The sequence below is a fragment of the Anaerocolumna chitinilytica genome (assembly GCF_014218355.1).
Lineage (GTDB): Bacteria > Bacillota > Clostridia > Lachnospirales > Lachnospiraceae > Anaerocolumna > Anaerocolumna chitinilytica.
The window spans coordinates 2940119-2964944 of sequence record NZ_AP023368.1 but is presented as its reverse complement, the minus strand read 5'-3'; the positions used below and the strand labels follow the sequence as shown (position 1 = coordinate 2964944).

Annotated in this window: 17 protein-coding genes; 5 read left to right on the top strand and 12 right to left on the bottom strand. The window is 37.0% G+C overall.

Going from position 1 to position 24826, the window contains the following annotated elements; genetic code table 11:
- Nucleotides 1-33 precede the first annotated feature (33 nt).
- From bsdcttw_RS12825 to bsdcttw_RS12795, 7 genes are all read right to left on the bottom strand, one after another.
- The gene (locus tag bsdcttw_RS12825; protein WP_185259800.1) at nucleotides 34-1563 is read right to left on the bottom strand and encodes an ATP-binding cassette domain-containing protein; all 1530 of its coding nucleotides are present in this window, start codon (nucleotides 1561-1563) and stop codon (nucleotides 34-36) included.
- Between the two features lie 144 nt (nucleotides 1564-1707).
- Nucleotides 1708-2817 carry a substrate-binding domain-containing protein gene (locus bsdcttw_RS12820; RefSeq protein ID WP_185255265.1) on the bottom strand — a complete coding sequence of 370 codons (1110 nt, stop codon included), beginning with the start codon at nucleotides 2815-2817 and terminating at the stop codon, nucleotides 1708-1710.
- Between the two features lie 406 nt (nucleotides 2818-3223).
- On the bottom strand, nucleotides 3224-4273 hold the full coding sequence (locus bsdcttw_RS12815) for a sugar ABC transporter substrate-binding protein (protein ID WP_185255264.1): 1050 nt from the start codon (nucleotides 4271-4273) through the stop codon (nucleotides 3224-3226).
- A gap of 99 nt (nucleotides 4274-4372) precedes the next feature.
- Nucleotides 4373-5980, bottom strand: coding sequence for a response regulator (locus tag bsdcttw_RS12810; RefSeq protein WP_207726400.1), 1608 nt, complete (start codon nucleotides 5978-5980; stop codon nucleotides 4373-4375).
- The gene (locus bsdcttw_RS12805; RefSeq protein WP_185255262.1) at nucleotides 5964-7499 is read right to left on the bottom strand and encodes a sensor histidine kinase; all 1536 of its coding nucleotides are present in this window, start codon (nucleotides 7497-7499) and stop codon (nucleotides 5964-5966) included. The genes bsdcttw_RS12810 and bsdcttw_RS12805 overlap by 17 nt, the downstream gene beginning before the upstream one ends.
- Nucleotides 7496-8506, bottom strand: coding sequence for a sugar ABC transporter substrate-binding protein (locus tag bsdcttw_RS12800; RefSeq protein ID WP_185255261.1), 1011 nt, complete (start codon nucleotides 8504-8506; stop codon nucleotides 7496-7498). Before bsdcttw_RS12800 ends, bsdcttw_RS12805 begins: the two co-directional genes overlap by 4 nt.
- A gap of 14 nt (nucleotides 8507-8520) precedes the next feature.
- Nucleotides 8521-9030, bottom strand: a complete 510-nt coding sequence (locus bsdcttw_RS12795) for a hypothetical protein (protein WP_185255260.1) — start codon at nucleotides 9028-9030, stop codon at nucleotides 8521-8523.
- A gap of 707 nt (nucleotides 9031-9737) precedes the next feature.
- On the opposite strand from bsdcttw_RS12795, the gene bsdcttw_RS12790 reads away from it, so the two are divergent.
- Nucleotides 9738-10835, top strand: coding sequence for an aldo/keto reductase (locus bsdcttw_RS12790; protein ID WP_185255259.1), 1098 nt, complete (start codon nucleotides 9738-9740; stop codon nucleotides 10833-10835).
- Between the two features lie 142 nt (nucleotides 10836-10977).
- On the opposite strand, the gene bsdcttw_RS12785 is transcribed toward bsdcttw_RS12790, so the two are convergent.
- Nucleotides 10978-11820, bottom strand: a complete 843-nt coding sequence (locus tag bsdcttw_RS12785) for a patatin-like phospholipase family protein (protein ID WP_185255258.1) — start codon at nucleotides 11818-11820, stop codon at nucleotides 10978-10980.
- Nucleotides 11821-12121: 301 nt separating this feature from the next.
- Between bsdcttw_RS12785 and bsdcttw_RS12780 the strand changes: the two genes are divergently transcribed.
- Nucleotides 12122-12601 carry a MarR family winged helix-turn-helix transcriptional regulator gene (locus bsdcttw_RS12780; RefSeq protein WP_185255257.1) on the top strand — a complete coding sequence of 160 codons (480 nt, stop codon included), beginning with the start codon at nucleotides 12122-12124 and terminating at the stop codon, nucleotides 12599-12601.
- Complete coding sequence (locus bsdcttw_RS12775) at nucleotides 12598-13443, top strand: DegV family protein (protein ID WP_185255256.1); 846 nt, start codon at nucleotides 12598-12600, stop codon at nucleotides 13441-13443. The genes bsdcttw_RS12780 and bsdcttw_RS12775 overlap by 4 nt, the downstream gene beginning before the upstream one ends.
- A 217-nt stretch (nucleotides 13444-13660) precedes the next feature.
- Here the strand turns inward: bsdcttw_RS12775 and bsdcttw_RS12770 are convergent, their stop codons facing one another.
- Nucleotides 13661-14836: an ISL3 family transposase gene (locus bsdcttw_RS12770; RefSeq protein WP_185255255.1), complete on the bottom strand. Its 1176-nt coding sequence runs from the start codon at nucleotides 14834-14836 to the stop codon at nucleotides 13661-13663.
- A 625-nt stretch (nucleotides 14837-15461) separates the two neighbouring features.
- Between bsdcttw_RS12770 and glmS the strand changes: the two genes are divergently transcribed.
- Complete coding sequence (gene glmS, locus bsdcttw_RS12765) at nucleotides 15462-17294, top strand: glutamine--fructose-6-phosphate transaminase (isomerizing) (protein ID WP_185255254.1); 1833 nt, start codon at nucleotides 15462-15464, stop codon at nucleotides 17292-17294.
- A 101-nt stretch (nucleotides 17295-17395) separates the two neighbouring features.
- Here the strand turns inward: glmS and bsdcttw_RS12760 are convergent, their stop codons facing one another.
- The gene (locus bsdcttw_RS12760; protein ID WP_185255253.1) at nucleotides 17396-20173 is read right to left on the bottom strand and encodes a coiled-coil domain-containing protein; all 2778 of its coding nucleotides are present in this window, start codon (nucleotides 20171-20173) and stop codon (nucleotides 17396-17398) included.
- 340 nt (nucleotides 20174-20513) lie between these two features.
- Between bsdcttw_RS12760 and bsdcttw_RS12755 the strand changes: the two genes are divergently transcribed.
- Entirely contained in the window at nucleotides 20514-20930 is a 417-nt protein-coding gene (locus bsdcttw_RS12755) for a GNAT family N-acetyltransferase (RefSeq protein ID WP_185255252.1), read from the top strand.
- Nucleotides 20931-21032: 102 nt separating this feature from the next.
- Here the strand turns inward: bsdcttw_RS12755 and yicI are convergent, their stop codons facing one another.
- Both yicI and truA read right to left on the bottom strand, forming a co-directional pair.
- Nucleotides 21033-23369, bottom strand: coding sequence for an alpha-xylosidase (gene yicI / locus bsdcttw_RS12750; protein ID WP_185255251.1), 2337 nt, complete (start codon nucleotides 23367-23369; stop codon nucleotides 21033-21035).
- A gap of 504 nt (nucleotides 23370-23873) precedes the next feature.
- Nucleotides 23874-24620: a tRNA pseudouridine(38-40) synthase TruA gene (truA, locus tag bsdcttw_RS12745; protein ID WP_185255250.1), complete on the bottom strand. Its 747-nt coding sequence runs from the start codon at nucleotides 24618-24620 to the stop codon at nucleotides 23874-23876.
- Between the last annotated feature and the right edge of the window lie 206 nt (nucleotides 24621-24826).

Here is a 24826-nt window from a genome sequence, read left to right as displayed (position 1 = left end):
ATTAATTTGTGTAGAAAAATGCTTTTTATTTTCCTACTTTACTCTTGTAGCCATTGCCATGATTTTCTGTTCTGTTGCCTCTTCTGCCAATACTTCTCCGGTTATAGTACCTTCTGACATTACGTAGATTCTATCACTCATACCAAGTACCTCAAGAAGTTCAGAAGAAATCATAATGATGCTCATACCCTCTTCCACCAAACGATTCATTAAGGAATAGATTTCGAATTTCGCACCTACATCAATACCTCTTGTAGGCTCGTCAAGGATTAATACCTTGGGTCCAACAAAGAGCCATTTAGCAAGGGAAACCTTCTGCTGATTACCACCGCTTAAATTTCCGACATATTGCTTAATGGAAGGAGCCTTTATACCAATGGACTTCTTGAGATCATTTGCAACTGTAATCTCTTCGTTTTCGTTAATGACAAGGCCTTCTGTTAATTTATCAAGATTGGCAATCGTTGTGTTATATTTAATGTCCTGGATAAGAACAAGACCATTTCCTTTTCTGTCTTCAGTTACATAAGCAATACCGGCATCCATGGCTTCCCTTGGGTGTTTTAACTGCTTTTCTTTACCATCTACAAATACCTGTCCGCTTGAAATCTTGTAGCCGGGAGTATTACCGAAGATACTTAAGGCAAATTCTGTTCTGCCCGCACCCATAAGTCCTGCAATTCCTACGATTTCACCTTTACGAACTTTTATATTAACATCATGAAGGATTTCTCTGCCGGCTTCCTGGTCAGTTACTGTCCAGTTCTTAACCTCAAGACATACTTCTCCTCCCTGGTATTTCTCTCTCTTAGGATAGATATTTTCTATTTCTCTTCCTACCATGTATTTGATAATATCCTGCTCCGTAATCGTCTGTTCCTTTGCATCGATGGAACAGATTGTGGAACCGTCTCTTAATACAGTTACTGTATCTGCGATGGATACAATTTCTTTTAATTTATGGGATATCATAATACTGGTAACACCCTGCTCTTTTAATTCTCTTAACAGGTCAAGAAGATTGGCACTGTCATCTTCATTTAATGCTGCTGTTGGTTCATCCAGAATTAACAACTTTACATTCTTGCTTAAAGCCTTTGCTATTTCTACGAGCTGTCTGTTACCAACACCTAAATCCTTTATTTTAGTAGAAGGATTAATATTTAACCTTACCTTTTTCAGCATTTTACTGGCTTCTACGATTGTCTGGTTCCAGTTAATTAATCTTCCTTCCATGATTTCATGTCCGAAGTATATATTCTCATAAACACTAAGTTCAGGAATTAATGCAAGCTCCTGATAAATAATTGCTATACCTGCAGTCTCACTGTCTGCAATAGATTTAAACTGTACAATATCTCCGTTATAAACGATATCACCGCCATAGGTGCCGAAGGGGTATACCCCTGATAATACCTTCATGAGGGTGGACTTGCCGGCTCCGTTTTCCCCGACAAGGCAATGAATTTCTCCGCGTTTAACTTTGAAATTAACATTGCTCAAAGCTTTTACACCGGGAAATTCTTTGACAATATTCCGCATTTCTAAAATATAGTCACTCATTCTTTCACCCATCTTTCTCTTCTATTTTTCATTGACTTTTAGTTCCGATAAGTATAGTATTTCATGAAATTAACCGGTAAAAGGGCAGGTCACTCGTTCAGGCGTTCCCTTACTAACTTGCCCTTTTAGCCGGTTCTTAATGAATTATTGTAATCCTGTAAAATCAGATGCCTGATAGTATCCGGAATCAATTAATGCTGCTTTTACATTATCCTTTGTTACAACAACGATAGGTGTCTGTTTAGCAGGAACATCTTTATTTCCGTTGTTATAAGTAGTATCTGTAGCAGGTGTTTTTCCGTCGATTACGGAAATAGCCATATTCATAGCATCTGTTGCAAGTGTACGTGTATCTTTAAATACTGTCATGGACTGTTTTCCGTCGATTACATACTGAACGGAAGCTTTTTCAGAATCCTGTCCGGTAATGAAGTACTGAGAAACATCTGCATCTGCTGCAAATACATCAGCGATAGAACGTGCTGTACCATCGTTAGGAGCTAATACATAGCATTTGCCTTTATCAGCTGCAGTAACTGCTGTTAAGTGAGCTTCTGCTTTGGATTTTGCTTCATTGAAATCCCAGTTGGTAGTTACCTGTCCGATAATGGATGCTAACTGCTCATGGGAGAGATCTTTCGTTGCCTGTAAGCCAACAGCTTCTGAGGAATTCTTGATTACGAATGTTCCGTCAGCAATCTTAGGCTGTAAAATATTCCATGCACCCTGGAAGAAAAGGAAAGCGTTGTTATCGGTTGCAGCACCTGCATACAGATAAAGAGGATTTCCAGTACCGGTTGCATTGTCAGCAAGATACTGACCCATAGCAGCACCAACAGCTAAGCTGTCGAAAGTTACATAATAATCAACTGCATCGGTTCCGGTGATTAATCTGTCATATGCGATAACTGTTATTCCGGCATCTTTTGCTTCTTTCACAGTTTCTGCTGCGGCAGCAGCATCCTGAGCACAGATAATTAATACTTTGATACCTTTATTGATTAAAGTTTCAACGTTTGTTTTCTCATTAGCTGAGGAACCCTGGCTGAATAAAACTTCTACAGATTTGTTGGATTTCTTGATTACTTCTTCGAATTTTGCCTTGTCCTGTAACCATCTGGGTTCATCCTTTGTAGGAAGTACGATACCTACATCTACTTTTCCGCCCTTGCTGCCTGAGCTGTCTTTGGTGCCGCACCCTGCCAATGACACTACCATCATAAGGCATAACAGCACTGCTATCATTTTTTTCATAAATTCATTCCGCCCTTCTTTTTCATAGTTTTTGCTTTTGCTTACCAAAAAGTAATCATTGCTTCTCCAGTATGTGCAGGAAATATGTGTTTCTATACTACCTTACACTTTCAATGTTGATGGTAAGTTCTGCTCTATTTGTTACATCCATATGTTACTATATACAAAAAAAATTAACAATGAACTGAATTGTTGTGTAGTATTACTTTATTGCGCAGATAAAGCTTCCAATATATGTAAAGGGTAAAATATTGCGCTCAATAATTTACAGAGCAAAATAATGCAGTTCCGTAATTCCTTATCAGGAATACATAACAAAATCTTTGTCTAAGCGGAAACAGAAAAGAAAAAAGGCTGAATTTTCAGCCTTTTTCGATAACTTCATTATAATGCATAGTTGTGCATTTTATTCAGTTTGATAGACATCCTCATACAAGTGAAAGCCGTCTTTAATTACTGTATCATTAATATTATCCTTAGTGACTGCCTGTACACCGATAAAGATATAGGGAACATCATAGGTGCCGTCATTGAGAAAATTATCCGTCTTAACCTTTTCACCTTTGTATAGCTGCATACATACTTCAACAGTCTTTTCTACTAAATTTTTGATTGGTTTGTAAACTGTAAGTGCCTGCTTTCCGGTTACGATTCTCTGACAGGCTACCAGGTCAGCATCTTGTCCGGCTACTTGAACTTTCTCTGCAATCTGAGCCTCGGATAATGCATCAATTGCACCCCAGGCCAATGAATCATTGCCGCAGATAACAGCTTTGACGTCATTTTTATAGTTTTTTAGGTCCTTACGCATGAAGTCATATGCACTTTCTCTTATCCAGCCGTCTATCCAAGTCTTGTCAAGAATTCTGATGTTTCCTTTTTCAATAAAGGGGTCAAGGACTTTCATGGCCCCGTCATAAAGCATCTTACTGTTGCTGTCATTTTCTGAACCGCCAATAATAATATATCCGCCTTTCGGTACATTTTTAGTCAGGTATTCGGCCATAATCTGTCCTACCTGGTAATTGTCAAAGGATATATAGACATCCACATTGCTATTGGATACCAGCCTGTCATAAGAGATAACGGGAATCTTTTTTTCCTTTGCTGCTTTCACACACCTGGCTTCTGTATTACAATCGTTCGGCGCAATAACAAGGACATCAATACCTTGGTTTAACATTGTTTTCACCTGCTGATATTGCAGATCAGAATCTTTGTTAGCATTATTGACGATAACTTCAATATTTTCCTGCTCAGCTTTGGAAATAAAGATGTCCCGGTCCCTGATCCAGCGGTCCTCCATTAATGTTCCAAGGGAGAATCCCACTACCATTTTTTTGTCTTCCTTTGGTATTACTCTTCTATCCTCTTTTTTTTCGCACCCCACGCTTAAAAACAGAATAACAAATGTCAACCCCAATGCTGCAACCCTTGTAAGTAAGCTCCTTTGCATATTTCCTCCTCCTTTAATACCTGCCTACTTTTATACAACTTAAGTTTACACTGAGGATTTTCAGACGTAAACTTCTACAGAAAAACATTTCATTTCCTGCTAATCGCCAAATAATCTTTTGTACTCCGTAGGAGTAGCTCCTGTAACTTTCTTAAATATCTTAGAAAAGTAATTTGGCTCGGTATAACCTGTCATATAGCATACATCTTTAATGGTATACTCATCTTTCTTTAAAAGCTCTTTTGCTGTTTCCATACGGATTTCTGTAAGACGGTCGCTGAAATTAACTCCGGTTTCTTCTTTATAAAACCGGCTGAAATAATAAGGGCTAAGATTCACCTCTCTTGCAACCTCTTCCAGAGATATCTCCCTGGCAAAGTTTTGCTGCATGTATTTGTTGGCTTTATCGATTATGGAATTTACCTTTATCTTTCGGCCTTCTTGAATTCTGCCTGCGGTTCTTTCAAGAAAGTTTCTGACAATTGTATAAAGTCTGTCTTTGCTTTCAGTACCAATTATATCTTTTAAAACGTCATAATAATTTCCGACAGCACTTTTCCATCTTGAGGCAAAGCTTGTTACCAATCCTATCATGCTGTTTTTCACCACTTCTAAGGTCATAGAACTATCCCTAGACATTTTGCCGTATACTTCATGAAATAATGCGGTTAATTCATTTTCCTCCTGTTCAGCGGCATGAAGGCAGATTTCTTCCAGCTGGTCTTCATAATCACTGTCTGTATATTCAATTCTTTCAAGGATATCATCTACATGAAGAATCTGAGCTTCTTCCCCTTCTTTATCACTTGTGAGAACCCCCAGTGCAAATAAAGCTTCCTGATAGGACTTTTTTGCTTCTTCAATATTTTCATAGTAGCGCCCGATACCAATAAAGATATCCGGGTATATTCTTATTGCTCTTTCCAGAATTCTGCCTGCTTCCTCGACGGAATGGCTTTTCTGTTCGTAATCCTGTGTTTTATTTTCATCAAATACATAGACAATAATACGGTTTAACATAATGGGACCAACGATAGCCTTTAGCCTTGATTGGATAATCTTCTTATATTCACCGTACATCTTTTCGCCGTAGACACCGGCACCTATCTTATTCTCGATTTTATGACTTTTTTTCTGTCCGAATTCCAGAGCCATCACATAACCGCCGCCATTCATAAATCCAAATAACTGACAGTAGCTCTTCAGTTCTTCGGTGCTGCCGGAATAAAGGCAGAGGGAATTCATAAAACCGGTCTCCAGCACAGGAATAATCATCTCCATACGTTCCTGCTGTTCAAGAGTCTTTTGGATATTAGTCTCTCTAACCCGGATTTGCTCCAGTGCCTTTGTCATCGTCTCTGTAAGGGTAACTTCTTTTACCGGTTTCAAAAGATACTCTACTACGCCGAGATTTAGTGCTTCTACCGCATAATCAAAATAATCGAAAGCAGACATAATGATAAAAAGTACATTCGGATTAACCCCGCGAATCTGCTTCATGGCTTCCAATCCATTAATACCCGGCATATTTATATCCATGATTATGATATCCGGATGGAGATTATAAGCCTTTTCAATAGCATCTTTACCGGATCTGGCACTTCCGCATATTTCAATTTCTCCAAAATTTTTGTTTAGCATGTATATGACAGATTCTACCGCAATCGGCTCATCATCCACTACTAACACCTTATATCGCATTCTCATATTGATTGTTATCCACTTCTCTCTTGTTGTTAATAGGCAACAGCAATATAACTTTTGTAACGCCGTCTTTGCTGACGATATTCATTACATCTTTTTTATCATAGAATAATCGCAGCCGTTTCAATACATTATCCATGCCGATACCCGTGGTATGACCTTTTTGTCCATGGCTTTTCTCAACCTTTTTACTCCTGCCAAGAATTCGCTCAATTGCTTCTTTTGGAAAATGATCACCGGAGTTTGAAACTTCAATAACTACACGGCCTTTTTCTTTTATGACTTTAAGCTCAATCCGCCCGCCTTCTTCCAATTTACTGATTCCATGGATGTAAGCATTTTCCGTCAGAGGCTGCAGGGTCATTCTTGGCATCTTAAATTCCAAGATATCAGGGTCCTCCGGTATGTCCATATGAAAGGTGACAAAATCCCCGAAGCGGGTTGTTAAAAGGCTCATATAGGAGGAAACATTATTAACTTCTTCCGATAAAGTAGCATTATAATCAAGGCCTTTTAGATTATAACGGAAGATATCAGCAAAATTCTCCAGGTATTCACAAGTTACACTATCTCCCTGAAGCATGGCAACCTTTGCTCCAATATTGATAGAATTAAAGATGAAATGAGGGTTGACCTGAGATTGAAGGGCAAGAAGTTCGGCTTCATGTAAAGCATTCTTCATCTTCAGATTATCATACTTCTCCTGAATCAGAACACGTTCCAAGCGCTCCTTTTCCTTTAACTCATTAATATATTCTCTGATACTTTTCGTCATCTTACTAAAAGCACGGTAAAGAACTCTTATCTCACTGCTGGTACCTTCTTCCGTTATATCTACTTCAAAGTTACCCTCTGAAACTTCCTTGGCATAAGAAGAAAGCTTTGTAATCGGTCTTGTAATTTCGTAACTGAATAGAACTATGATAACAAGAATCAAAGCAAAGCTAATACCGAACATGGTGTAACTTAAAACAGTACTATTATTTGCTTCTGTCTGTATTTCCTGATATCTCTGAGCGCTGTCGCTTAAATCCGAGCTCATAATTTCCTTGATGTAGCTTCCGATAAAATTATATTCTTTTACAGCTTGCTGGTACCCCTTGGTGTAATCACTGATTTTACGGTTTCGCTTGTCTACTATTGTTTCATCTAAGGTCTTTAGGTAATGCTCAATCATTCCGGTCAGATTCATAATCCGGACACCTCTGTCAGAATATTCAGCATCCTGCTTTAGAATATCATTATCGGAGCTAATGGAATTACTGTGATTATAGAAAGACTGTAAACTTTCGGAACTTCTGGTGGACAAGTATACCTCCAGATCGTTTTGTATCTCATCTACCTCTTTATAAAGAGCGGTAAGTTCCTGACTCTTGTTCAGAAGGTCCGTCATATCCTCCATTAACATACGTGAAGAAATATAATTATAAAGACCAACAATTATGGTAATAGCAGTTGCAAGAAGAAAGAAGCTGGTAAGCTTTGTGCGATAGGATAAATCCCGTCTTTTTCTATTCTTCATTCTCCACCATCCTTTTTCACTGCTCCACTATAAAAACTTGCCACATTAGATTCATCTATTGAATATAGAGGGGTACTCTTGTAATTACTTATTTGTACCCCATTTAACTCCTGGGCTAATTGTTTTACCGTATAATAGCCAATCTTATAAGCATCAGGGCTTACGGTTCCGTATATAACACCTCTCTCAACATAATCCAGTGTCAGCGGCATACTTCCATAACCTACCAGCTTGATATCACCTACAAGGTTATTATCTACTAAAACCTGAGCTACACCCGGAGTACTCTTTTCATCCAGGCATATAATCAGATTCACATCCTTATGTTTGGTGATGATAGAGTATGCTACCTTCTCTACATCAAACATATTTTGCTTTAAGGTATAAATCTCTTCAATCTCAATATTTCCCTTTAAGGAAAAAGATTCTGCAATACCCTGTATACTAAGGTTTCGATAGGAAATATCGCCTTCTTCTCCAGCTTCGTTCATAATAATGACAGCCTTCGTTCCATTTCCGATAGCTTTAGCTCCCATGGTTCCAGCCATAGTTCCAATGGTATAACTGTTTGAGCCTACAATGGGCAGATCCGAAATATTATAACTATCATTCTCATATATCAACAGAGGAATGTTCTTATCCTTCGCCTCTTTTGCGATTTCCTTGGTGCCAAATGCATCGGCAGGTTTCAGAGCGATACCATTAACTCCGCTGAAAATACCTTTTTCCACAGCGTCTTTAATCGCTTCACTGTCTTTACCGGCGATAGGAACAAATTCTGCATATACACCCATTTCTTCCGCAGCCGTTTTTGCGCCATCTTTAAAATATTGCCAGAAATATTCGTCTGTATTTTGTACAAGGATTTGCAGATGATAATTTGCTGTAGTTGCTTTACTTACGGTTTCGCGATTCTTATCTTCTCTTACGATTAAAGTTATAAACATAATACCAAGGATAAGAAGCATTCCAAGTAACATGCCGAATATTCCTCGTATCATCCTCATGTGTTTACCTGCCTTTACCTTCTGCCTAGAATACTGGGTTTAAAGTCTGCTGTATCTGCATAGAATCCGCCAGGAAAATGTTCCAGAATGGCATTAAACATTTCCCTTGTTTGTTTGCTGTCATTGCTTAAGGTAACAGAAAATACGGTTTTGTAGCCATTTTCCTCTAAAAACAATCTGTCTTTCTTATCCGGAAAACCATCTTTTAGACCTTCAAAGTCTATACTGGTCTTATCCTCCAATTGAAGCGAAAGGATATCCATCTCTTCCCATAGATCAATCTCACCTAAGTTCAAGGAGGATATAAAGGTGGAGAATTCTTTCGCGGTAATCTCAGATGGTGACATAAAAAACCAATCTGTTATTGGGTCGGAAGCTGGTACGGTATTTTGGATTTTTTTCTTATTATTAATGTTTTGGCTGTTTTTATGAATACTTTGTGTGGTTTTTCCGATTGCTTTAGTAGTTGTATTCTTTTTGTAAGAATTATTCATGTTTTTGTTATCTGTACCGATGTTTTTCACGTAAACCCCTTTCATGATTTTGAAATCAATTTTAAAGTCTAATATTTATTATACTACTTTTATTTTAAAAGGAAAAGTATTATAAAATACATTCGATGTAAATAGATGGAAACGTACGATGACCCAGGGAATTTCTTTCTGTTTGATTATTCGAGAACCCTTATTCCACTAAAGGGACAGAAAACGTAACTTGACAGGTAAAACAGTACCAAACTCGCCGAACATAACTGGAAACGGTATTTTACAAAGCTCAAACATGGCACTGTTTTACCTAGTTACGTTTCCTGTACCTTAAGTGTCATTAAGGGTCCTCTCAAGATCAAACAGAAAGAAATCCCCTGCGTCATCTGTGTACTGAAATATCTATAGCTATAATTGCTTCAATTGTAAATAAGCTTGAAAATCTTGTCCAAAATGGTTATAGGAAATTTACCCAAGGCAGAAAGAACGAATGCGCCTTGGAACCAGCGCATAAGTCTTTCTGCCTTGGGTAAATTTCCGTCCCTTTGTGAAAGACTCATCATTATTGTTTTTATTCGAGTATACATTACTATAAAAAGGGTTTGGAAGTAAGTATAATAAATTTTAGTTGAGGAATGTTCTTTTCTTATGTTATACTTGTCTGGATGATAAAGAAACAGAATAATCTGACGAGGAGGCTCTATTACATAATGCCTGTCAGAATTTTTTATGGAGGTATGAAATCTATGTATTATAAACAGTATGGTAATACGGATATGAAAGTATCCGCTATTGGTATGGGCTGCATGCGTTATGATGATGAGGATGTTAAGGCGGAGAGATTTGAGAAATGTGCAGAGGTTGCTTTGTATGCACACGAGAAAGGTATTAATTACTTTGATACTGCCCCTTTTTATTGCAATGATAAAAGTGAAATCATAACCGGTATTGCACTCTCACAATTACCCAGGGATAGCTATTATGTTTCTTCTAAGATGAATCTGGGCACTATTGGCGGAAAAGCTACAAGGGATGCTTTTCGCAGCAGGCTTGAGACTACCTTAAGTCGTCTTAAGGTGGATTATTTGGACTTTTATCATTTATGGTGCTTATTAAATCTGGAGTCCTTCGAGAGCCAGTGTGAGTCTCTTTATGGATTTTTTGAGGAAGCCAAAAAAGACGGACTGATAAGAAATATCGTTTTTTCTTCCCATATGCAGGGAAATGACTTAGAAGGTGCTGTAGCTACTGACCGCTTTAAGGGTATGTTAATTGGCTATAATGCTCTGAATTATAGATTCCGTCAGACCGGTATTACTGCTGCTTATGAAAAAGGAATGGGCGTTGTTGTCATGAATCCGTTAGGCGGAGGTCTGATTCCAAGCAACCCTAAGACCTTTGAATACCTTACAGAAGGAACAGATCTAACCGTTGCACAGGCAGCTTTAAATTTTGTAGCTTCACATAAGGAAATTACTATCACCCTTGCAGGATGTACTACAAAAGAACATGTTGATGATGCTTGTAAGGCTGTTGAGAATCTGAAAGAAAGACCGGCAAAGGAAATCTTTGAGGAATATGAAAGCAGAGGTGTTGCTCTGAATAATCTCTGTACCGGATGTGGTTACTGTAAACACTGTCCAAAGAATATTGATATCCCCAAATATATGGATGCTTACAATGAAAAACTTCTTGGTAACAATATGTTTGATAGATTGAAATATCATTGGGGAATTCCTGCTGAAATAGCAGCTGAATGTATTAAGTGCGGTAAATGTGAAAAATTGTGTACACAGCATCTTCCCATTATTGACCGATTAGAGGAAATCTCAAAAGGTGCATAATTAAAACTTATAAGAGTCGGTATGTCAGGAAGTTTTCATATTTTTGTTCCTGGCATACCCTTTTATTTTTCAATACATGAATATAAACGATATTTAACATGAACAACAAGTACGTAATATCAGCTACTGCTCATCAATGTTTCTAGTCTTCAACTAAGAGCTTCTTAATTTCATTCATCTGACGTTTTGCCATATCATAACCATGCTTGTAATTTCGCTCTAGTGCGGCAAGGTCCTTTTCCATACTTTCAACATTATATTCCGGCCTTAAGATTATCGCCTTACCTTCTCTTTCAAGCTTTTCACAATACTCCACGGTTTTATTATACATGTCAGGTCTTTTTCGGATTACTTCAACCATTTCAGGATATTTATTTCGTAATAATCTCATGGCTAATTTACTGTCTCTGCCAAGGGTTCGGTAATATCCTTTGGGTCGGGTCAGGATTATCAGATTCTTTTGATTGCCGTCTTCTATGGATTTTTTAATGGGTATAGAATCTGCAAGGCCTCCGTCATAGTAGAGATTTTCCTTCCAATTGATTGCAGGAAAAAAAAGCGGCATGGCACATGTAGCCTGGAGAATGGTGCATTTTCGATCTGTCTCAAGAGCGTTTAGATATTCAGCTTTACCGGTTTTGGCATTGGTCACGCCTACTAATACCTTGCCCTCATATTTCAGAAAAGTGTCCCAGTCAAAGGGAAAGAGTTTATTAGGCACTTCATCATAGACAAAGTCCAAGCCGAACAGACTTCGGCACTTTATAAGGTTTCTTGTGCTGATATAGCGCTTATCCTTTCTGCATTTTAAAAGAACCTCAAGATTCCTGCCCTTTTGTTTGGAAATATAGGAAACTCCAAAGCTGATACCAGCTGATACACCGATACAGTAAGGAAACATAACATCTTCTTCCAGCAGGGCGTCCATAACTCCTGCACTAAAAATCGGGCGGAAGGTTCCACCCTCTAAAATAATTCCGGACATAATTACCTCTCATTCTTACGCTAGCTGTGGCGTTATTAAAAGTTTATACTTATATTCTAAACTTGATCTATGAGTACACAAAAAGACTATACTATTTATGTATAACAGCAAACCACTCCCCTTCTGAACCTACCTTTATTATAATGAAAGATTTTCCAAAGAGCAAATTAATTTCAATAAAGTTATTCAGAATAAATACTTTGAATATCAAATTAATATTGACAAAATAAATTCCGTTTGATAGACTGTTAATACTTTGAAGTTCAAAGTATATACGCTCGTTTTTCATGAAAGGAGCCAAATGGAACAATATAAAGATAATATTAACAGCTTTCTGGTGGATGCATTTCATGATTTACTCCGTCTTGAAGAGGCTGCCTTGGCAAAGGACGAATTCCAGAATCTATCTGTTCATGAAATGCATGTTATAGAAGCGGTTTATGATGGTAACAGTGCTGGCTTGTATGCCATGAATGAAATAGCCGCTAAGTTATCTGTTACAGCAAGTACACTAACTACTTCCGTAAAAACCCTTGAGAGAAAAGGGTACCTTATTCGCCAGAAACTACCTGAAGATAAAAGGTATGTAAAAGTATGTCTCACTCCTTTAGGTGAAAAGGCTTATGACAGCCATCATACATTTCATAAAGAACTGGTAGAGGAGATTTCTCTCAAATTAAATGAAGAGGAGTTGAAATCACTCTCTACTGCTCTCTCCACGCTTCATATTTTTTTCAATAATTTCTTTCATAAAATTATCAGTCCAAAGGAGGACAAATGAGCATAAAAATAATTACAGATTCTACTTCGGATATTAATCTTGATTTGGCAAAAGAATTGGATATCACTATTGTACCCTTAAGGGTTATCTTTGATGAACAAGAATATTTTGATGGCGTAGACATTACAAATGAACAATTTTATGAAAAACTGGTGATTTCTAAAAATCTACCTACCACCAGTCAACCGGCACCGGAGCAATATATTCCTTATTTTGAAGAAGCAAAGGCAAAAGGTGACTCAGTTATAGTGATTACGATTTCTTCCAAGTTAAGCGGTACCTATCAAAGTGCTGTTATTGCCAAAGATATGGTGGAATATGAAGATATTCATATTGTTGATAGTTTGACAGTAACTCTTGGTCTTCAGTTGCTCGTGAGGAAAGCAATAACCCTTAAAAATCAAGGGATGTCGGCTGAAGCTATTGCAGTTCAGCTAGAAAATACCAAAACAAAAGTAAAATTATATGCCCTTCTTGAAAGCTTGGAATATCTTAAGAAAGGCGGACGCTTATCCGGTATGAGTGCTTTTGCAGGGGGGTTACTAAATATTAAACCGATTATAGAAGTAAGGGATGGAGAAGTATCCCTGGCAGCCAGAGCAAGAGGCCTTTCCGGCGGCTACTCAAAGCTTTTTGAACTCATTACACAGGATAAGGGAATCAACAGAAATGAGGAAGTCTGTATTGGTTACTCCGCTAAAAAAGATAATATGAAAGCTTTTATTAATAATTACAAAGAGACCCTTAATCTGCACGACTTCATTGAAAGCCCTATAGGGTCGGTTGTAGGTACTCATACAGGACCTGGGGTCTGCGGCTTTGCTTTCTTTCAAAACGAATAAAAAATAATTAGAAACCTGGTAACAGCAGTTAGGTTTTACTTTGAGCTAGTGAATCAAGGTGAAGCCCGGCTGCTGTATTTTTGGCTCTTTGTCAATGATGGGGGTGGGATTCATTTGAATCCCACTCCATCACTGAGTTTAGAGCTATTTTAATGTACTGGTCTATAATCCATGTTTTAGGGCATGAGAAATAAACCTCCTGCCGTCTTCTTTTTATTTAGATAGAACTATGTATAATCCTTGTACGGAACCTCTCGAAATTCTTCATGCCAAAAGATACCCTTTTTAATACTTTTATCTTGTTATTATACCCTTCTGTAGGTCCGTTGGTATATTTGTACTTAAAGGCATTCAAAATACCTTGTGACCAATTCCGATAAGTCTTCGCACAGGCTTCAAATTCGGGAATACCTGATTTTTCAGCTGTCTTCACCCATTCCCAGAATCCTTCCCGTTGATACTTATACTTCTCGCTCTGGCAGATTTCATAAAACCATTCCTTAAGTCGGTGGGCAGTCCTCAGATCATCATTATAAAGTAGCATCAGATCGCAAGCCTTCTTGTTCTCCTCTTTTAGTTTATTATATCTTGTAAGTATCAGCTTCCGGCTTCTCTTGTAGTACCTGCGCAAATTCGAAGGCATCTTCTTTTGAAGGCGTTTTCTTACATTTTCAATCGCCCAAGTAACATATCGAATGAAGTGATATTTGTCAATTATAATAGTTGCATTAGGAAAATAGGCTTTCGCCAAGTCTACATACGGTTCCCACATATCACAGATAAAGAACTTCACTCGATACCTTTGGGTGCGGTTCCATGTACGGAAATAGGCGGATAAATGCTTCTGAGTTCTGTCAGGTAGAATATCAAGAATACGATGTTTCTTTGCATCTACCAGAATACACTGGAACTTTCCAGCATCCGTATTACCTTTAAACTCATCAATTGAGATGCACTCAGGAACAGAAGGGGAGGAGTAGTTGATGGTATCCAATAACCGGGAAACGGTACTAACGGAAACATTCGTATCAACAGCAACGGACTTCATGCTGCGTAGATTCCTGAGTAGGTCGATGATTTTATAAGACAATCTAAGGGTACGCCTTTTGTAAGGAGCGAGAAAAGTATATTTCTCGAGGAACCTTTTCCCGCAACTACAGGAATAACGTCTCTTTCTCAACACCAAATAAGTGTGCTTAAGCTGAAATGGGAGGTCCTTAATTGTCTGAGAGCGGTAATCATGAATGCGTTTTGTCTGTTTGCCACAATGAGGACAGATCTGTGTCGATGGCTTTGTTTCGATATAAATACGGACAAAAGAGTCAGCTTGAATTACATTTTTAATTAAAATATCTTCTAATCCTAAAAGTTTTCTGGTACAATTAGAATGCATTGAGAGATCCTCCTTTGAAAGTGGTTGTTTGGTAGACGGCATTTTCGAGGGAGGTTTCTTTTATTATAAAACATAAAAATAAAAGTTGGAATGTGTTTTATTTACACACCCCAACATTTATTATAGAACCGTATTTTTCTGGATTAAACTACTCTTTTATTTTTTCTTTCACATTCAAAAGCAAAAAGTTGACTTACCCAATTATAAATGTTAATATGTTAAAGTAACTTTTGGGATTAGTACATATCCTTGACATCTATGCACAGAAAGGAGTCGTAAGCATATAATAATTTTGTACTGAAACTATTAACGGACCGCCCAAGGTTCTCCAAACAGAAATGTTTAAATTAGCGCCATGTACCTCTTTGGGAGAAATACAGAGGTTAACGAGGTAGAGAGTTAGCGAAATGTTCGGCGGATGCTCTCTCATAGGCTTGGCTGTGTGAATTGTCGAAAAATCTTTGGGTAACTAAAGGACAACAGCGGCAATACCAAGATAATTGAATTAGGAAGCCAAAAAACTGTCTATATTCAGGCTATATTTATGCCTTGAACTTAGATTTAAGTTTGCGCCTTCTATGAATTCATAATTAGAACTTTGAAAATAGAATAAAGGAGAAACATTATGTGTGGAATTATTGGCTTTACAGGTTATACTGAGGCAAAGAAGGTTCTGATTGACGGTCTTACAACCCTGGAATACAGAGGTTATGACAGCGCGGGCATTGCATTTTATCAACAGGGAACCATTAATACTATCAAAACTACCGGGAAGGTGTCTAATCTTGCTGAGAAGGTGAAAGCACTAGATACCCTAGAATTACAAGCAGAAAGCAGCTGCGGTATCGGTCATACCAGATGGGCAACCCATGGAGGGGTTACTGATACCAACGCACATCCTCATACCGCTGGAAAGGTCACATTAATTCATAATGGAATAATAGAAAATTATAGAGAACTGGAACTCCTATTGAAAAAAGAAGGCAGAAATCCCATCTCCCAAACGGATACGGAAATTGCTGCTCTTCTTCTTGACAGTCTTTATGAAGGAGATGCTATAAAGGCTATTAAGCAAACCGTTGAATTAATTGAAGGCGCTTATGCTTTTTGCATCCTCTTTGCCGATCAGCCGGAAGTTATCTATTCCTTAAGAAACAGCAGTCCCCTTGTGGCCTGCCACACAAAAGAAGGGTCAATTATTGCATCAGATATGGTTGCGCTGATTGATTATTCCAAGGATTATTTTGTTGTGCCAGAGATGCATATCGTAACTCTCATGAAGGATAAAGTTAAATTGACAGATCTTGATGGTAATTTGGTATGCCCTAGAATGCTCCATGTTACCTGGGATATGACGGCAGCAAAAAAAGGCGGATATCCTCATTTTATGTTAAAGGAAATCCATGAGCAGCCGGAATCCTTAAGAAATACAATCCTGCCCAGAGTTCAAAACAAATTACCGGATTTTACTGCTGATAATATCCCGGACTCCCTCTTCCATGGTATATCCAGAATAATTATTACAGCCTGCGGAACCGCTATGCATGCCGGACTTATCGGTAAGATGATGTTAGAGAAACTCCTTCGAATTCCTGTCAGTGTTGAGGTTGCGTCAGAATTCCGTTATCAGGATCCTATTATTGATAAAGGGACATTAGTTATTACAATATCTCAATCAGGAGAAACTGCAGATACGCTGGCTGCACTGAAGTTATCAAAAGAAAGAGGTGCCGCAACGCTCTCCATTGTCAATGTCAAAGGCTCCTCCATAGCACGAGAAAGTGATTATGTTCTCTACACCCATGCCGGTCCTGAAATTGCAGTTGCCAGTACAAAAGCGTATACAGCGCAGTTATCCTGCCTCTATCTCCTTGCCTTTCGATTTGCTTATGCAACCGGTAAAATGGAAAAGGATGCTTGCATAGATGAACTGCAGCAGCTCCTGCATGCGGTTTCAGTATTGGAAGAAGTGCTGTCCCAGGATAAAATAATAGAAGAAATCAGCATACAAGTGAAAGATAAGGAAGACCTTTTCTTCATCGGCAGAGGTTTAGATTATGCACTTTCCTGCGAAGGGTCTATTAAATTAAAGGAAATCAGCTACATTCATTCAGAAGCTTATGCCGCCGGGGAATTAAAGCACGGTACTCTCTCACTGGTAACAGAAGGAGTTCCTGTTGTAGCACTTGCGACTCAGCAAAAAGTTTATTCCAAGATGATTTCTAATATCCGAGAGGTCAAAGCAAGGAATGCTTTTGTAATATTAGTTACCGTTGAGGATCAGGAAGCGGAAGCATCTATATATGATTATCATATAGTTCTACCAAAGATCAAGGATGAATATGCTCCATTTCCGGCAGCTGTCGTGTTACAACTCTTAGCATACTATACTTCACTGCATAGAGGATTAAACGTAGACCAGCCAAGAAATCTGGCAAAATCCGTAACGGTTGAATAAATATATAAAAGTATGTCAGCAGAGTCATTTGGAGCTGCCGGCATACTTTTTTATTTGGTGCAAATTGTGGTTTAGTGAACTCTTTTAAAGGGAAGAATATCTTATACTACCCTATCTTCCTTCCTCTCTAGTTCGATCATCATTTCAAGTACTTGTGTTTCAAGATTATCAATGAGTTTGTCCTTTTCTATTAACGCTTCATTTAAATCCGTGTCTTCAATTGATTTATTTGCAGTTAATTGTAACTTATTAAAGTCAGTAAGTAAGGAAGCATATTTGATTTCTAAATCCTTATTTTTATCATATAATTGCTGTATTACTTCTGTTTGCTCTTCTATTTTTTCATTCTGCTTTGCTAAAGCTTTATATTGCTCAAATGAATTATCTTTCTGTTCCTCTAAATTATGGGTGAAAAGATTTATCTTCTCTTCTTTCTCCCTGATTTGGTTCCATAAGCTCTCTCTCTCAGATTCCAGATCTTTAAGCTGATGCTGTAATAACTCATAAGAGTCCTCAGACTGCTTGGCTTCTTCGGATAATATCTCATTTTCTTTCATTAATTGCATTATCTGTTCTAGTTTTACATTGAATTCTTCATCCTTCTTTTCCTCCTCCAGATGAAGCTCATGCAGCTTTTGTTCTAATCGATAAACATGCTGTTTTCTTTGTTCGAGCTGTTCATTTTTTTCTTTTATTAATAATTCATATTCCTGAAGTCTCAGTACCTCTTCTGAAAGTTCTTTTCCGGAAGTTTGAAGAGTATCTATTTGATTTTGTTGCTGTTCTATTACGGAAAGTGTCTCCTCGTATTCCTTCTTAAGTTCCATTAATTCTATTTCATGTTGTTCTATATGATGATTGAGTTGCTTCGTGTATTGAGTCTGCAAAGAAGTTTTTTCTGTTTCGAATTCTTTGCGCAGAACATTTATTTCAGTTTCGAATTCTTTACGCAGAACATTTATTTCAGTTTCATTAAGTTCTTTTAACTCTTCCTTATCCATTTGTAAAGAATGATTCACATCCTCCAGCAGGTTAAGTTTTTGATTGAGTTCGCTGATGAAATCTTCTGCAGCATTGAGTAGTTTTTGCAATTTGTCTTTTTCATTATTAGAATCGGATAACTGTTTTTCTAGAGATGATTTTTCTTTTTCAAACTCGTCAAATATTCTTTCCTGTTCAATAATTGTCTGTTTCTTTAGTTCCGTTAATTTATTCTCAGCCTGTTCCTTTATAAGATTTTTATCCAACTCAGCCTGGTTTTTATATTCTTTTAACTCTAAGGTTGCAAGCTCTTTTAATTCAATCTTTTCTTGTTCCAGCTTTTTCTTAAATTCTTCAAACTTCAGTTCTGTAAGGGTCGCAAAATCAGTTTTTTCTTGTTCAACATATTTTTGATAGTCTTCCAGCTTTTGTGCTGCAAGCAATTCAATATTAGCTTTTTCCTGCTCAGCCTGTTTTATATATTCTCCAAGTTCTTGCTCTGATTGGGTCTTTATTTTTTTCTTTTCTTCTTCGAACTGATTCCTGAAATCTTCTAATTTCTGTTGGGTAAGGGATTCATATATGATTCTTTCTTGTTCAGCATATTCCTTATACTCTTCCAATTCCTGTATAGCGGCAGCTTTTGCTGAATCCAATTCTCCTTCAAGTTCTTTTATAGTATTAGAAGCCTTGGATATTTCTTGCTCATATTTCGACTGCTGCTCGGATTTTTCAAGCTGGAACTGTTCTGTTAATAAGTTAATTTGTTGTTCAGATTCCTCTGAAATTATTCTTTTTTCCTCCAGAAGATTCTGAACTTCTTTCTTTGCAGTATCCAATTGACTAGATACTGTAAGATTCTCTTCCCCAGACAATTCCAGTAGATCATTTAACTCCTTAATTTTGGCCCTTAACTCCTCGGCTTCTGTAAATTTACCCTCTAACTGGCCCAGCAAATCAGATTTTTCTTTATCCGTGATACTTAATATAGAGGTCAATTCTGCTATTTTCTGAGAACTTGTATGTATAGTTTCTGTTAGACTGTTAATCTCTTCTTTTTGATTGTTTAGAATCTTTTCAGTAGTCTGAGTATGAGTGTTTAAAGTATCATATTCTTCTGCCTTGCGATTATACTCTTCTCTGGAAATAGCTAATTGTTCTCTGGATACTTCTAGTTCAGCTTCTTTATCCTGTAGCTGTAAAGTTATTGATGCATGGTTTTGCTTAACTTCTTGCATCTCCTGCTGAATTTCTTCCAATTGGGTCTGTAACTTTATGAATGAGCTCTTGTTTACTTCTGCATTTGTTTCTAATTCCTGAATAAGTAAGAGTTTACTTTCTAGTATAGATGTTTTTTCTTCGAGCTTTGTTTCATTCTCTTTTGAACTTATTAAAAGCCTTTCAATCTCATTTTCTTTTTCAGAAAAAATAAGCTTAGCCTCTTCCAATAGTTTTATGTATTCATTAATTTGCTTGTCTTTTTCATCCAATTCTTCTCTGTCGGCTTTTAAGGCAGTCTCATGCTGGTCTTGCTTTTCCTCCAGAGAATGAATATCCATTTGGAGCTCTTGGATAATAGCTGATAGACTTTCTTTTTCAATTAGCATGGATGATATTTTTGCTTTATAATCCATTACATCCTGACTTAAATTGGTAAGCTGTTTTTCTCTTTCTTTAACATACTCCTCAATTTCAGTAGTAATCTCATTATATTTTGATATCTCCCCTTGTAAATAAGCTGCTTTTTGCTGAAGTTGTTTGTTTTCCTGCTCCCGCTTTACTAACTGTGCTTTACTTTTATCAAAATTGTTACTTAATTCCTCTATCAAATACAAACTGTTTTCATAGTCTTGTTCTACTTTTAATAAACGCTGTAATTCCTGCTTTGAAACAATCATTTATGTCTTTCCCTTCTGTATGCTGTCGATAATAATCTTAATATAATAATATAATTCACCCGAATATGTTAGGTCATAAGGACTATATTATACTTGTTTTTCCTGCAAAAATCCATGATTTTATAAAAGATAATTTCAGCTTTCAAATTTTAGATGCTGTTAAGGTTATAAAGATGGCAGGAGTTATTTTAATTCTTTTTCTACCAATCTATTTATTTTCAAAAAATCATGGTAAAATAATGAAGTCTGTAAAAAGTATCATTGATAAAGAAATTCAATTAATACGTATTAACAAATTTGGGAGAATCACATCATAATTATTAATCAGAGGAGTTTTTGGATGAACTACAATTTAAAAGAAAATATAATACCAGCTTTACCTGATCTACTTACGCTTTATAACGATGCAGGATGGAGTAATTATACCAAAGATGAAGAGCTGCTCTTAAAAGCGTATCATCACTCCATGTATGTTTTAACCGCATGGTCTGATGATAAACTTGTAGGTATACTGCGTATTGTAGGTGATGGATATACGATTGTTTATATACAGGATTTACTTGTATTAAAAGATTATCAGCACATGGGTATAGGCTCTGCGCTTATGAAGAAGGCGTTAAATAAATACAAGGAGGTATATCAAGTTATATTAATGACAGATGATAATCCAACCTTAAGAGCATTCTATGAAAAAATGGGACTGATGCTGGGTGGGGCTTATGGCTGTATTCCATTTATGAAGTTCAATTTTACATAAAGAATTGTTATATAATCTTGATAAAAAACAAGGACTAAGCTGATTTAAGCTTAGCCCTTGTCTTATATTCTTGGTAATTAAAATTATGCGATGAAGCGGGTATTATAAAATAATAAAACTTACTTCTGTATTATTCTTTTGAGGGATAAGTTTTACTCCCAGTTTGTTTTCTTCCAGTATAGCACCGTTTAATTCACCAATTTTTTCAATATTTCTCATAATTACAGAGTAATTTTCTAGACCGTTCACAGAAAGGGTAACCTTATTTCCTTCTTTTACAGCTTTTACTGTTCCTTTCGCTTCTCCCTCCATATCGTAAACAATAGTGGTTGCAGCTTCGAAATCCGATAACTCAAATACATGTAACACAGTACCATCAAGATAATTATAATCCGGCACATTCTCATTATTGCCGACCGATATAATGGAATTTGGTCTTACCATAAGGGGAAGGCTCATAAAATCATGAGTTTCATATTGCCAAGTCCCGCCTTCTACACGCTTATTGGTTAAGAAATTAGTCCAAAGACTGCTTCCCTTACTTGGGTCTTTGGGAAGGTAATAATCAACGGTTCCATCAGGTCTGAAAACAGGTGCTACAAGTAAGGAATCTCCTAACATATACTGGGTATCCAGATAATCACAGGCTCTGTCCTTTGTAAATTCAAGTATCATAGAACGCATTGCCGGAACGCCGGTATTAGCAGTTTCAGTGGCAACACCATAGAGGTATGGCATTAAGCTGCATTTTAATTTACTGAAATAGCGTACTACATCCACAGATTCTTCATCAAATAACCAGGGCACACGATAAGAACTGCTTCCGTGAAGTCTGCTGTGGGTGGATAAAAGACCAAAAGCAGACCATCTCTTATAGAGGTCAGGTGAAGCGGTATTTTCAAAGCCGCTGATATCATGGCTCCAGAAACCAAAGCCTGACATACAAAGAGACAATCCTCCTCTAAGGCTTTCACCCATGGATTCATATTTGGAAACACAGTCTCCGCCCCAGTGCACCGGGAACTTCTGGGAACCTACTGTAGCACTTCTGGCAAAAAGGATTGCTTCTTTTTTACCAAATCTCTCTTCCAGTACCTCATAAACCACCTTATTGTAAAGATAGGTATAATAGTTATGCATTTTAACAGGGTCCGCACCATTGCTATAAACAGCATTTATTACAGGAATTCTTTCACCAAAATCCGTTTTAAAGCAATCTACACCCATATCAATAAGGGCATGCAGCTTGCTGGCGAACCATTTACAGGCCTCTGTATTTGTAAAATCTACAATCCCCATACCAGGCTGCCACAAATCCCATTGCCAGGCTTCCCCGTTAGTTTGTTTGATAAGATATCCTTTTTCAGCAGCCTCATCAAACAATTTGGATTTTTGGGAGATATAAGAGTTGATCCAAACACATATTTTAAGACCTTTTTGCTTCAATCGCTTTATCATATTTACAGGGTCAGGAAATACTTCATTGTCCCATTCAAAATTACACCATTCGTACTCCTTCATCCAGAAACAATCAAAATGGAATACTCTTAGAGGAATATCTCTCTCAGCCATACCGTCTACAAAGGAAGATACGGTAGCTTCGTCATAATTGGTGGTAAAAGAAGTTGTCAACCACAGACCAAAGGACCAGGCCGGTGGCAATGAAGGTCTTCCGGTTAAAGCAGTATAATTACTAATTACTTCTTTTAAGCCATTTCCGCCAACTACAAAGTACTCTAATTTTTCACCGGGAACACTAAACTGTACTCTTGATACCGCTTCGGAGGCAACTTCAAAGGATACTTTCTCAGGATGGTTTACATAGATACCGTATCCTTTGTTAGTTACATAAAAGGGAATATTTTTATAAGACTGTTCTGAAGAGGTTCCGCCGTCTTCATTCCAGATATCAACGCTCTGTCCATTTTTTACAAAAGCAGAAAAACGTTCACCAAGTCCATATACACACTCTCCTACAGCAAGATCCAGCTGTTCACGGAAGTGAGGACCATCATCAGTCGTAATATAGCCCATTTGTCCATTTCCACTCTTGGTAAGAAGCTTGTCTCCATAATAAAAACTTAATGAGAAGTCTTTTTTTACAATGGTTACGGATGTATTACCGCTTTTTAAAACGATTTCATCTTCGCTTTCTACGATTTCTGGAACAAATGCATCATCTGAGTTTAACTCAAAAGTCGGATACACCGGAAGTTTTGCTATATAGTGCTGGGATTTTACCTTTATGATGTCACAGCTAGGAGAACTAATCTCAAGAGTAAGCAAAGGGCCTTGCAAAGTTTGCCCTCTGTGATTGATTTTTACTACTGGAGCATATAAGATAACTGATTTTTCATTGATAACATAGTCTCTTACTTCGGCAGGGGAAAAAACAGTAACTCCCTTTCGTTTCAACCAAAATCCGTCTGTAAATTTCATGACAACCTCCGTTAATTCGTATTTGTTTATCAAATAAACAATAGTTATATTTTATAGCATAATAACAATAAAGTAAACAGTTGATTCACGAAAACAAATAGAAAATGTTTAGTACTGTATGATGTATAAGGCTCTGTGTAACTTTTTTTCTATGTAAGGCTGTGTACCTGACATAGTATTATTTAATTGTATTATTGCAGAATTCTTCAATGTTAATTCTAAAGAATGAACGGTAAAAAAGGGCAGCGTAAAAACTGAAATTGAAATAAAAATTGAAATTGAAATAAAAATTGAAATTGAAATAAAAAATAACCCTTCCCTTTCAGATATATATATCCCTTCACTGGTATTGTCCAGTAAAGGGATATATATATCTGAAAGGGAAGGGATGGGGTTAGCTTATTAAAAATATCATCCTCACTCTGGTCATTGATAATCCATTCTTCCTGTAATAAGAACATTAGATAATAATTTTTAACATTAGCTAAATTTATTTTATTATGATTATTCGTATTTTACATCCAACAGGAAAAGTCCTCTTGCCTCAGCAGTTTCTCCGGCTTTGCTTCTATCACCACTTAAAAGTACCTCTTCCATATATTCAGGTGCGATATTACCTTCTCCGATTTCTATTAGCGTTCCTACAATGATTCGTGCCATATTGGGCCAGAAATCATCGGCAGTCAGGGTAATATCAATGCTGTTGATACCTGTCTTGAATTCAATACTGCTCATCTTACGAATTGTAGATTTCTTCATTCGTTTATTATCGGAAAAAGCTTTAAAGTCATGTTCACCTATTAGTGTTTGTGCTGCTTTTTTCATGAGAGAAACATCTAATTTATGAAAACAATAATAATTAAATTTGCGATCAAAAACAGAAGGGACTTCCCCGGTGGTTATCTTATAGACATACTGAAAGGATTTGGCACTGAAACTGCTGTGAAAGCGTTCGGGTACCTCAAATACTTCAAGAACTGCAATATCTCTTGGAAGATAACGGTTTAGGTAATGTTTAATCTCATACAGCTTCATATCCGTATTTGTTTTGAAGTTTGCAATCTGACCATAAGCATGTACACCTGCTTCCGTTCTGGCTGCACCTATCAGCTCAACAGTTTCATTTTCCATCTTACTTAATACAGATTCTATTTTATCTTGTATTGTAATACTTTTATTGTTTCCCGGTTGTTTTTGCCATCCGTCGTATCGGGAACCGTCGTATTCAAGGACTAATTTAATGTTTCTCATCTAATGTAGAATCCCTTTCTAAACATTTGTTTATGGGAAGCGCACCAGATCAGCATACAACCCATTCCTTTTCCATTATTATATACTACAAGTAAATTGTAAATAGTAAATTGCATTAATTTATAGAAATATAGAAATACTTCGAAAACCGAACTTAATAATACAAAGTGATGGGAATCAAAGAAAGGCTGCCGTATTAACAGCAG